Annotated in this window: 7 protein-coding genes; 6 read left to right on the top strand and 1 reads right to left on the bottom strand. The window is 36.4% G+C overall.

Annotated features, from left to right (window positions below):
* Window positions 1–109: 109 nt before the first annotated feature.
* Together ESZ54_RS08835 and tkt are read left to right on the top strand one after the other, a co-directional pair.
* A complete protein-coding gene (locus ESZ54_RS08835) occupies window positions 110–352 on the top strand; it encodes a DUF896 family protein (RefSeq protein WP_136137387.1) in 243 nt (80 codons plus the stop codon).
* A 99-nt stretch (window positions 353–451) separates the two neighbouring features.
* Complete coding sequence (gene tkt, locus ESZ54_RS08830; RefSeq protein WP_136137311.1) at window positions 452–2446, top strand: transketolase; 1995 nt, start codon at window positions 452–454, stop codon at window positions 2444–2446.
* Window positions 2447–2498: 52 nt separating this feature from the next.
* Here the strand turns inward: tkt and ESZ54_RS08825 are convergent, their stop codons facing one another.
* Window positions 2499–3809: an APC family permease gene (locus tag ESZ54_RS08825; protein ID WP_275426551.1), complete on the bottom strand. Its 1311-nt coding sequence runs from the start codon at window positions 3807–3809 to the stop codon at window positions 2499–2501.
* 215 nt (window positions 3810–4024) lie between these two features.
* Here ESZ54_RS08825 and lepB (ESZ54_RS08820) point away from each other — a divergent pair, with 215 nt between their 5' ends.
* From lepB (ESZ54_RS08820) to addA, 4 genes are all read left to right on the top strand, one after another.
* Window positions 4025–4582, top strand: a complete 558-nt coding sequence (lepB, locus tag ESZ54_RS08820) for a signal peptidase I (protein WP_136137309.1) — start codon at window positions 4025–4027, stop codon at window positions 4580–4582.
* Between the two features lie 89 nt (window positions 4583–4671).
* Window positions 4672–5241, top strand: a complete 570-nt coding sequence (lepB, locus tag ESZ54_RS08815) for a signal peptidase I (RefSeq protein WP_136137308.1) — start codon at window positions 4672–4674, stop codon at window positions 5239–5241.
* A gap of 114 nt (window positions 5242–5355) precedes the next feature.
* Window positions 5356–8928, top strand: a complete 3573-nt coding sequence (locus ESZ54_RS08810; protein ID WP_136137307.1) for a PD-(D/E)XK nuclease family protein — start codon at window positions 5356–5358, stop codon at window positions 8926–8928.
* Window positions 8900–12661: a helicase-exonuclease AddAB subunit AddA gene (addA, locus tag ESZ54_RS08805; protein ID WP_136137386.1), complete on the top strand. Its 3762-nt coding sequence runs from the start codon at window positions 8900–8902 to the stop codon at window positions 12659–12661. The genes ESZ54_RS08810 and addA overlap by 29 nt, the downstream gene beginning before the upstream one ends.
* The last annotated feature ends 52 nt before the right edge of the window (window positions 12662–12713 follow it).

Below are 12713 nucleotides of genomic sequence, written 5' to 3'. Positions count from 1 at the left end.
CATACTAAAAAGTCAATATCAAACATTTGTTCGCATTTTTATAAAAAAATTGTTTTTTATGCGTAGATGCGTTATTCTTAGCTCAAGACCATTTAGGAGGCAATTAATGATGTTATCTAAAGAGAAATTGCAACGAATTAATGCGCTTGCAAAAAAAGCTAAAACTAGTGAAGGTTTAACTTTATCTGAGCAAGACGAACAAAAAAAATTACGTGAAGAGTATCTAAAAAACTTTAGAAGTGGGATGCGTCATCATATAGAAGGAATGAAAGTTGTCGATGATGATGGTACGGATGTAACCCCTGATAAATTAAAAGAAATCCAAAAAGAAAAAGGAATTCATGGGCGTTAAAAAAGTATCGTTATTTTGATGAAAAGCCTTGCAAAAGGCAAATAAAGTGAGTAGAATATGAATAAAGGTAAAAAAAACCTAAAAACAGGAGGCTTTTATATGTTTGATAAAACAGATCAATTAGGAGTTAATACAGTACGTACATTAAGTTTGGATATGATTCAAAAAGCAAACTCAGGACACCCAGGGTTACCATTAGGTGCTGCACCAATGGCTTATGCTTTATGGACAAAACACTTGAAAGTAAATCCATCAACTGGTAGAAATTGGGTTGACCGCGATCGTTTCATTCTTTCTGCAGGACATGGTTCTTCTATGTTATATAGTTTACTTCACTTATCAGGCTATAACTTACCAATGTCAGAATTAAAACAATTCCGTCAATGGGATAGCTTAACACCAGGTCACCCTGAAGTGGGACATACTGATGGTGTTGAAGCAACAACAGGTCCTCTTGGACAAGGAATTGCAATGAGTGTTGGTTTTGCAATGGCAGAAGCGCATCTTGCTGCAACTTATAATAAAGACAATTTAAAAATTGTTGACCACTATACATATGCTCTTTGTGGCGATGGTGACTTAATGGAAGGTATTTCTCAAGAAGCTGTCAGCTTAGCTGGTCACTTGAAATTAGACAAATTAATCGTATTATACGATTCAAATGATATTTCTTTAGATGGACCTTTAGACAAAGCCTTTAGCGAAAGCGTTAAAGGGCGTTTCGAAGCAACTGGTTGGCAACATATTTTAGTTAAAGATGGTAATGATTTAGAAGCTATTTCTAAAGCTATTGATGAAGCAAAAGCTGAAACTAATAAACCAACAATCATCGAAATCAAAACTGTTATCGGTTTTGGTGCGCCAAACGAAGGTACAAACAAAGTTCACGGTGCGCCATTAGGTGCTGACGGAATCAAACATGCGAAATCAGTTTACGGATGGGAATATCCTGATTTCACTGTTCCTGAAGAAGTTGCGGCTCGTTTCCAAGAAACAATGATTAAAGAAGGACAACAAGCTGAAAACGCGTGGAATGAAGTGTTTGCTGAATATGAAAAAACTTATCCTGAATTAGCAAAACAATTCAAAGCAAGCTTCAATCAAGAAATTACTGTTGATCTAGAAGAAGTTTTACCGTCTTACGAAGTTGGCGAAAGTGCTGCAAGTCGTATTACAAGTAAAGAAGCAATCCAAGCTTTAGGTGCTAACGTGCCTAATCTTTGGGGTGGATCAGCTGACTTATCTTCTTCAAACAACACAATGATGGCTGCAGAAAAAGACTTTGAACCTGGTCAATACGAAGGACGAAACATCTGGTTTGGTGTTCGTGAATTTGGTATGGCTGCTGCAATGAACGGTATTGCTTTACATGGTGGTACTAAAGTTTATGGCGCAACATTCTTCGTTTTCGTGGATTACTTGAAAGCTGCCATTCGTTTAGCTGCGATTCAAAATGCACCAGTGACTTATGTCTTAACGCATGATTCAATTGCTGTTGGTGAAGATGGACCTACACATGAACCGATTGAACAATTATCAAGCTTACGTGGCTTACCAAATGTTAACTTAATTCGTCCAGCTGACGGTAATGAAGTGTCAGCAGCATGGAAATTAGCTGCAACTGCAACTGAAACGCCAACTGTTTTAGCTTTATCTAGACAAAATCTTCCTGTTTTAGAAGGAACAAAAGAAAAAGCATATGCTTCACTTGAAAAAGGTGCTTATGTATTATCACCTGCAGCAGGTAGCGCAGCTGACGGTATCTTAATAGCAACTGGTTCTGAAGTGAACTTAGCAATGGAAGCTCAAAAAGAATTGAAAAAAGAGGGTATTGATGTGTCTGTCGTTTCAATGCCATCAACAATGTTATTCGACAAACAAGATGCAGCTTATCAAGAAAGTGTTTTACCTAAAGCTGTTAGAAAACGTGTATCAATTGAAATGGGCGCAACATTTGGTTGGGAACGTTACGTTGGTATTGACGGAAAAGCAATGGGGATCGATACATTTGGTGCAAGTGCACCAGGAAATACTGTTATCGAAAACTATGGTTTCACTGTTGAAAATGTTGTTAAAACATTTAAATCATTATAATATTAAACAAATAAAAAATGCTGAGCGAAAATTTTCGCTTCAGCATTTTTTTTTACGCATTTAATTTTTGGTAACTCTTAATTCCTGCAAAGTAAATCAGAGAACAAATCGCAAATGAAAAGAGTAAACCAATCGGACTCGTTGTGAATCCACCTAAAACAATAATTAATCCACCAAAGACAGCAAGAACAGGTGCAATTTGACCTGTGAAACGATGATGAATTTCTTGGTTACGATACATTTTAAAGACTTTAATATAAAGAGTAATGTAGAAACAATAACCGAATACAACAGCAATTTCGCTAATATCACCCATTGGCAAAATACCAAATTTTTGCGTGAAATAATGAATCACATACCAGCTAATGGTAACTAAAAAACTAATTAAAGCCGAATGTAACTCGAAAGCTTTTGGATTTTTAGTTTTTGATTGTTTAACGGGCAACATTTGTTTTGTCATGAGTGCTTTTGGCATTCTTAAATGAGCTAAAATAACACCATTAACGACACCTAAAACTGAAATCAAGACAAAGAAAAGTAGAATTTTTTCACCACTGCGACCTAAGAGAAGTTCACCAATTTTTGTCACGGCACCATCACCAACTGAAAGAATATATTCAGAACCAAGGATGTGTGTCATGCCTAAAAAGTAAGAAAGATAGACAATTAAGACGATGAGAGGCCCTAAAATAAGTGCTTTTGGCATTGTTTTTTTACTATCTTTAACTTCATTTGAAATACTTAGTGCTATTGGCCAACCATCAAATGAGAAGGCCATTGGAGCAAGGGCTGCTAACCAGCCAAACCCAACGTTAGAAGTATGTTGAATCGGAATATCTTGCGGTACACTTGGCGCAGCTTGATGCCAAAAGAATGCTACGATGCCGACACCTAACAATGGAATTAGTTTAATGATTGATGAGACCACTTGAAAATGGCCACCAATTGTTTTTGAGAGAATATTAATGGCATAAAAAGTTAAGAGATAAACTAAGCCGATAGCAATTTGCCAATTGAGCGTATTGGGAAGTTCAAACAATAAAATTGTATAAATGCCAGAAACCCAAGAAACAACCGCAATAACTGTTGGAAAATAGAGGAAGGTTTGGTACCATCCGAAGCCACTGGCGATTTTTTTATTAAAGAAATCTTCAAAGTACGCAACCATGCCACCTGTATTATCAGTCATGGCTTCAAGATTGGTTAGTGAAAGACTACCAAAGATGATACTAAAGGCACCAATGATAAAAACAAGGACCCCTAGTTTAACACTGCCTCCAGTATATTTTAGGATATCATCAACTTTAAAAAATATCCCCGACCCCACGCAGATGCCGACAATCATTGAAGTTGCGGTCCACAAGCCATATTTTTTCTGTTCGATAAAAATTCTCCTTTCTAAAAAGTAATCTATAGAGAACTATAACATAAAATAGACGTATTTCCGTTCACTTTTTTCAACTAAACTCAATTCATGAAGAAATTATTTTAATTTATAGAATAAAATAAGATAAACTGTTCAGAAATTAATCGATATGGTAGAATTAATCTATTATGAATTGAAGGTGAAAATTAAATATGAATACTAAACCATGGATGAAAGATGTCTTGTGGTATGTGGGATTAGTAATTGTTTTAATCCTCTTACAAGTCTTTGTTTTTACGTCTGTGATCGTTTCAGGAGATTCAATGAATCCGACTTTGGTGGATCGCGAACGTGTCATCAGTTTAAAACAAAGTAAAATTAAACGGTTTGATATTATTACCTTTCCAGCACCTGATGATCCCGGGAAGAAATATATTAAGCGCGTGATTGGCATGCCAGGAGATACAATTGAATTTGAGAATGATCAGTTAAAAATAAATGGCAAAAAATATGATGAACCATACTTGAAAGAAATTAAAGAAGATGCAGGTTCACCGTTATTACCTGAAGGTTTACCAATGACCAAAGACTTTAAAATGTCGGAGGTAACAGGTAGTGAAAAGGTTCCAGAAGGTCACTTTTTTGTCATGGGAGATAATCGACAAAATTCGAAAGATAGCCGCATGATTGGCTTTATAGACGAAGAGACTGTTTTAGGAGATGTTTGGATTTCGTTTTGGCCAATTAATAAGATGGGCTTAGTTAAATAGGATAGTTTTAAGAGTTGCGAGCATTAATTAAGTCGTTTTTAGGTAACGCAACTTTTGTTTTGTAATTGATGGATGGAGGGAAGAACATAATGAATTTGAAACCATGGATGAAAGACCTGATTTGGTATGTTTGTCTTGCATTAGTGCTTGTGACATTACGTGTTTTTGTTTTTACACCGGTAACTGTTAGAGGGGATTCAATGAATCCAAGTTTAGTCGACGGAGAACGCATGATAGTTTTGAAACGATCAAAAATTGAACGTGCTGATGTAGTAACGTTCCCGGCACCGGATCAACCCAATAAAAAATATGTGAAACGCGTGATTGGTGTACCAGGAGATACAATTGAATTTAAAGATGATAAATTACTGGTAAATAAAAAAGAAGTGAAAGAACCTTACTTGAATGAAACAAAAAAACTTTCTGAAGATGACGAAGTCATGTTGCCAGAAGGATTTCCAGTAACTAAAGATTTTCAAATGGAAGAAGTGAGTGGGCAAATGAAAGTGCCAGAAGGAACCTTTTTTGTGATGGGGGACAATCGTCAAAATTCAAATGATAGTCGCAATCCAGCAGTTGGTTTTATTAATGAATCAGACCTGATTGGTGAAGCGAAATTCTCATTTTGGCCGTTCAGTAAGTTTGGTACAGTTAAATAAACAAATAGAGTTCGTCTTGTGGCGAACTCTTTTTTTGGCTTCATTTTGAAAAGTCTTGTCTTGATTTGTGTTAAACTAAAGCTACAATTATCATGAAAGAAATGAGGCGAAAAAATGAGTATCCAGTTTATTATCGGTTCTGCAAAGGAAAATCATGCCGGGTGTATATTGGAATACGCACAGAATTGGTTAGTAGCATCTTCCGAGCATGAAGTGTTTTATGTTGTGCCTAACCACGTTAAATTTGAAACGGAAGTAAGTGTTCTGAATCAACTACGACATTCTGAAACAACAAGTCAGTTTGCAAATATCGCGAGCACTCGTCTTCAGGTATTTTCATTTTCGCGTTTAGCATGGTATTTTATGCAATATACGGAAGATTATCAAAAAAGACAACTATCTGATGCAGGTAAGCAAATGCTCTTGAAACAAGCATTATTAACTTGTGAGGATGACATCCAAATATATCGCTATGAATTAAATAAAGCAGGATTCATTCAACAACTTATCGAAATATTTGACGAGTTCCAGTTGGGAGATATTACTGTCCTGGATTTTGAACATGTTGTGACGCAGTTACGTGTGGATCAAAAAGAATCTGACGCAGTTGAAAAACTTGCAGAACTTAATTTAATTTACCGTGCGTACTTGGAAGAAATAGCTTCTGCTAATGGTGAAACAGAGGATATTAAATTACGGTTAGCCAGCTATTTAAGCACTAAAAATTTAAAAAATGTGATGTTTATCATCTCAGGTTTTTCAAGTTTAACAGCTGTTGAGAAACAATTATTAGAAGTCCTTGCTAAAGTTGGTGGTGAGATGAAAGTGAGTTTGGTTTTAAATCAAGCTTATCCGCTAAATCCACCAGAACCTTTTGATTTATTTTATCATCCTGGAAAGGTTTATTTTGAGTTATATACCTTAGCAACACAAAATCGTGTGCCAGTGATGTCAGATGTGTTGCTACAAACTGAAACAACGGAAAACTTATTGAAAATAGATGAAGCATGGCAGGACAGTCAGAAATTAACCGTTACCCATGATACATATCCACTTGAAAAGGAACATTTGCTGATTCGTGCTTGTGAAGATCCATATGGTGAGGTTGTTCGAGTTGCTAAATATATTCGGCAATTGGTAGCAACTAAAAATTATCGTTATCGCGATATTTTAGTGCTGACACGTGACCTACCTAAATATCAAAAAATTATTGAGCCGGTGTTTAAGCGCAATGATATTCCTTTCTACTTGAATGAAGAAAGTCAAATGAAGCATCATCCGTTAATTGAATGGGTGACAACACTCTTTCGTTTGAAAAGTAACTATTATCATCATCATGATCTGATGCGTTTTTTGAGAACGGAATTATTTAATCCTGATGTCGATGAAAGTCAAAGCTTGGCAGAATGGGAACAAGCACAACAAGATTATCGAAAAGCTGTTGATTATACAGAAAATGTGGTATTAGCCAGTGGATTTAAAGGTTATGATTGGTTAAGAGAAGAGGACTGGAAATATTATACGTATCACGCGATTGATGAGGATGAGTCCTCGCATGATGCGATGATGCAAAGAGTATCTAATGAAGTTAGACGAGATATTCGGACGCAAATTCCAGTGTTTTTTAGTAACTTTGAAAAAGCAATAACTTATGCAGAAGCCTGTCAACTTTTTTACTCATTTTTGGAAAGTTCAGGTGTCTCTTATCAATTACGGCAAATGAGAAATCAAGCGATTGAAGCTGGCGACTTAGTGGCAGCTAAGAACCATGAACATATTTGGCAAGAATTGATGAATTTATTGGACGAGTTTGTCGAGTTATTGGGCGAGCAAACCTTTGATTTTGAGAGCTTTGAACAAACGCTTTTAAGTGGACTTGAGGGGGTGACATTCCGAAAGGTACCTGCAACTGTTGATCAACTGATGGTCTCATCTATTGACTTTGTTCAGGCAGAGAAAAAGAAAGTCACCATTATCATTGGTGTGACTGATCAACAATTTCCCCAAAAAGTTGAGAATAAGTCGCTTCTTTCTGATGAAGAGCGTTCTGTTTTTCGGGATTATTTAATGGCTGATAAATTTCTAAAAAAGGATGCACGAACTGATTATCTACGTGAACCCTATGTTTTTTATTTGGCATTATTATCCGCAACAGATCAAGTTTTATTGACATATCCACGTCAAATTGATCAAGTTAAGGATTTGAAAGCTTCGCATTATTTAACACTTTTAACGCAAAAATTAGGGTTAGAAATTGAAGAATGGTCTACTGCTCCAAGTCTAAAATCATTAGACCAGCTGGCCCATTTCTCAACGAATGAGATGGTATTACGGGATTTTATTAGTCTGAAACAGCGACTGGTGGAAGAAAATTTACCATTATCATGGCTCTGGCAACAGTTAGAGAAACGTTTGCATAAGTTCTTACCGTTAAGAACAGCCCGCGTTTTAGACAGTTTAACGTATCTGAATACGCCAGAAAACCTAAATGAAGCATCTGTTGAAGCACTTTATGGCGATACGCTTCATGCTTCGATTTCAACGATTGAAGGCTTTTATAATTGTCAATATCGTTATTTTCTACAACATGGTTTACATTTGAAAGAACGAAGTGTATATGAATTGTCACCAGCAGCTGCAGGGGATTTTTATCATGAAGTGTTAGATGCTTTCTTCAAATCACTCATTCAATCGAAATTACAGCTTTCAGACTTAAGTGAGGCTGAAGTTAAAGAATTAGCCGATCGTGTTTTGAGAACCACTTTGGACGATCATCGATTTAGCATTTTAGATACTAGTGCGCGTATGGCTTATATTAAGTATCAATTGGAGAAAACAATTCACCGTGTGAGTTGGTCGTTACGACGTCAAAGTGAGCGTAGTGGGATGACGACCATTCAAACGGAATTGTTATTCGGTGAAGCTTGGGAAAAAATCGGCATTGCTGGTTTTAATTTTGATTTACAAAATCAGAAAAAATTAAAAGTGCGCGGAAAAATTGACCGCATAGATGCGATGAAAGTTGGTCAAGATGATTATTTATCAGTAATCGATTATAAATCTAGTAAGCATCAGTTTAATTTTGTCGATGCCTATTACGGTCTTGCCTTACAAATGATCACTTATTTGAATGTGGCCTTACGTAATGCTGAAAAACTAGTTAAAAATGCAGATGCCAAAGCGGCAGGGGCTTTTTATCTACATGTTCAAAACCCTGTTTTAACAGGTGTGACTGCTAAAGATGAAGAAGTCTTGGCAGACGAGATGCTGAAAGAATTTCGACTAGATGGATTACTAGTTGATGACGAATCAATGGTGACACAATTAGATCGTAGTGTGGAACCAGGTGACTCTTCGCTTGTTTATCCATATAAAAAATTGAAATCAGAGGCTATACGTTCAACTAATTATTATTCTAATGAGGAACTTGATTGGCTTCTAAAAGATAATGAAAATAAATTTAGAGAAGCTGGTGAAGCTATCTTTAGTGGTTCAACCAAATTAAATCCGGCTTATAAGGACCAACAACGTGTGGCGTGTACCTATTGTCCTTATCGTAGCGTTTGTCAATTTGATGTCATGTTAAAGGATAATCAATACCATCGATTAAATAAAGTAACAAAAGAAGAAGTAATAGGTGAAAAACAAAGTGAGGAGGATGACCATGGTCCAGCTAACAAAGCCTAAAGATAGCCATTTTACTGATAAACAGTGGCAAGCAGTTTGCGATGAAGGCACGAATATCTTAATTTCAGCCTCTGCCGGCTCTGGTAAGACAACCGTGCTGGTCGAACGTGTCATTCAAAAAATTAAAGCAGGTGTGAATGTCGATGAGTTGCTAATTGTGACTTATACCGAAGCAGCTGCCAAAGAAATGAAGCAAAGGATTCAAGTGGCCGTTCAAAAAACAATCAACGAAGATGATTTGACACAAGGAGAAATGCAACATTTTGTGCGTCAATTGAGTTTGCTACCAACGGCACATATCAGCACGCTGCACGCCTTTTGTTTACAAGTGATTCGCAAGTATTACTATTTAATTGATATTGACCCTGTTTTTCGTTTGTTAACAGACGAGACTGAAAATCTGTTACTTAAGGAAGACGTTTGGGATAAACTACGCGAAGACTTATTTGCTGAGAGACAAGAATCTTTCTACCGCTTAGCGGAAAATTTTTCGAATGATCGCAATGATAATGGCTTAACTTATTTGATTTTTTCACTCCATCAATTTGCAATGGCTAATCCAGAGCCATTGGTTTGGTTAGATTCGTTAAGTGAGATGTATGCTGTCGAAGGTAAAACATTGAGTGATTTAGAGCTTTATCAACATTATTTCAAACCTGATTTATTAGGTTCTTTGTATCAGATGACTGATAGTTTAGCGGCTCAATTGTCTTTAATTGAAGGTGAGCCTGATTTTGAAAAGACGGTGCCAATTTTACAAAATGAAGTTGCATTATTAAGAGAGTTAGTCCGTTTACTAGAAGTGGATGAACTAGATGCTTTTTATCAAGCATTACACGGTTTTCAATTCGACCGTATTAAAGGACCAACGAAAAAAAATAGTACTGAAGACATAATGGAAATTTATGAGGACGTCAAAGCAGTCCGAGATAGTGTGAAGAAACAATTAACTAAATTTGCAAAAACCCATTTTAGTTTATCACCGGATGAAATGATTCAATTAATGGATGACTCTTATCCGTTGATGGAAGAAATGGTCATAGTTACCAAACAATTTTTAGTTGCTTTTCGTGCTGAAAAAGAAAAGAAAAATGTTGTTGATTTTAATGATTTAGAACACCTAACATTAAACATCTTGAGACGATTTACAGCAGGTGAATGGGAGGCTTCAATTGCTTCTGATTATTATCGAGGCAAATTTAGTGAAGTATTAGTCGATGAGTATCAAGATATCAATCGCCTGCAAGAAAATATTTTATACTGGCTACGTCAGCCAGCAACAAATGAAGGTAATTTGTTCATGGTTGGCGATGTGAAGCAATCAATTTATGCGTTCCGTTTGGCTGATCCGACTTTGTTCATTGAAAAATATGAACAATACAAAACGGAAGATGATGGACGTCGAATTATTTTAGCGGAAAATTTCCGTTCAAGACAAACAGTATTGGACTTTACCAATTTAGTCTTTGAACAATTAATGGACGAGAAACTAGGCCAAATTGCTTATGATGAAAGTGCGCAGTTGGTAGCTGGCTACCAAGATTATCCTGAAAGTGCGGAACATCAAACTGAAATTATGATTTATGAAAGTCAGACTGATGATCAAGGCGAAGCGGAATATGATGAGAATATCGACTTTGTTATTGACGATAAAACTCAAGGTGAATTACTATTAGTTGGTAAAAAAATTAAAGAACTGGTTGCGAAGGAATTTCCGCTTTATGACAAGAAATCAGGTCAAAATCGTGCGATTCAGTATTCGGATATCGTTTTACTTACACCAACGAAAAAGAATAATCTGGTTATTTTAGATGTCTTTAAGGAGTTGGATATCCCGCTAGCAATTAATGACACGCAAAATTATTTTCAAGCAACGGAAATTCGGATTATGGTGGCGTTACTTCAGGTGATTGATAATCCGTATCAAGATATCCCGTTGGTATCAGTTTTACGCTCGCCAATTGTCGGTCTAAAAGAGAATGATTTAGTCCGAATTCGTGAATTTGCGCCACAAGATTATTATTATGATGCACTTGAAGCGTTTGTGACTAAAGAGACACAGGTTGATGCTTGTTTTGAAAAAGTAAAAAACTTTTACACGCAATTTAATCGTTGGCGTGAGCTAGCTCGTCGTGAGGAGTTAGTGCGTTTGATTTGGACAATTTATGAAGAAACTGACTTACTTGATTACGTTAGTGGGATGCCATCAGGTAAACAACGACAAGCAAATTTACATGCTCTGTATGAACGAGCTGAAGCGTATGAAGAAATGAGTTTTAAAGGTTTATTCCAATTTGTCCGTCTGATTGAAAAGATGCAAGCCAAAGATAAGGACTTAGCGGAACCTGTTAGCGAGGTCGTGGAAAACGCAGTGCGTGTGATGACAATTCATGCTAGTAAGGGACTAGAGTTTCCGGTTGTATTCGTCCTTGATTTAGCGAAACAATTTAACTTACAAGATATTCGCACCAATCCTTATATTTTTGATGAGAGTTTAGGTGCAGGAATCAAATACTTGGATGAAGAAACACGCGTGAAGTCGGAAACGTTGCCCTTCATTATTATTCGTGAAGCTAAACGTAAAAAAATGTTAGCCGAAGAAATGCGAAAACTTTACGTCGCCTTTACGCGTGCTGAGCAAAAACTGTTTTTAGTGGGCTCGTATAAGAGTCGTGCGAAAGCATTTGAAAAGTGGCAAACAAATTTAACCAGTTCTAAAACAGAGTTACCTGTTGCAACGAAATTGAGCCACCAAAGTTTAATGGGTTGGATTGGGATGACTTTGATGCGCGTGCCAGACATTCAAAAAGCCTTTCCTGAGATTGAAGTTGATCCGATCTTGAGTCTGGAAAAGTGGCAGGCGCCAATTTCATTAAACTTCTTTGATGAAGCAGCTGTCTTAGCGATGGATGCGTTTGAAGCCGAAAGCCCTCAAACTATGTCAGAAATAAAAGTATCTCTTGATCCGAATGTTGCTTTGCTAAAGGAAGTGACGGATGTTTTAAGTTTTGAATATCCATATGATCAAGCAACTAAAACAACGAGTTATCAATCAGTTTCAGAAATTAAACGGATGTTTGAAGACCCTGATACACAAAAGTTAGAGTGGTTAGATTTAACAAAACAGGTTCGAACAAGTGGTTATCGATATGTTGAAGAAGAATTCGCAACACCTAAATTCATGACAGGGAAAACCGGCGTTCTACCAACTGAAATTGGGAGTGCCACACATTTAATGATGCAGCTGATTTCTTTTGATAAGACACCAACAGCAGCTGATTTTATCTCGCTTCGAGATGAATTAGTGACTAAAGGGCTGATTGAAGAAAAAGTTGCAGCGCGTGTTTCGATTGATCAGTTGGTTCAATTTATCGAATCTGATTTTGGTCAAGATCTTGTAATGCATGCCTCAAGCTTGAAACGAGAACAACCCTTTTCGCTCTTAATGCATGCGAGTGAAATATTTAAAGATTATCCAGAAAAATCTGATGATCAATTACTGGTTCATGGGATTATTGATGGATATTTTGAGACAGATCAAGGTTTGGTTTTGTATGATTTTAAAACTGATTTTGTGAAAGATCCAAATGATGAGGCAAACCTATCGGTGATCAAACAGCGTTATTTAGGCCAATTAAATTTATACAAAATCGCTTTACAAAATGCAACAAAGCAAGATGTTGTGCAAACAAAATTAGTGTTATTGAACACAAATACTATTTTAGATGTATAATTTTCTGAAAAAACTAGAAATCCGCTTATAATAGTGCTAAAATAACTAAAAA

The sequence above is a fragment of the Vagococcus silagei genome (assembly GCF_004795745.1).
Classification (GTDB): domain Bacteria; phylum Bacillota; class Bacilli; order Lactobacillales; family Vagococcaceae; genus Vagococcus; species Vagococcus silagei.
This window is presented reverse-complemented; position numbering and strand designations above follow the sequence as displayed.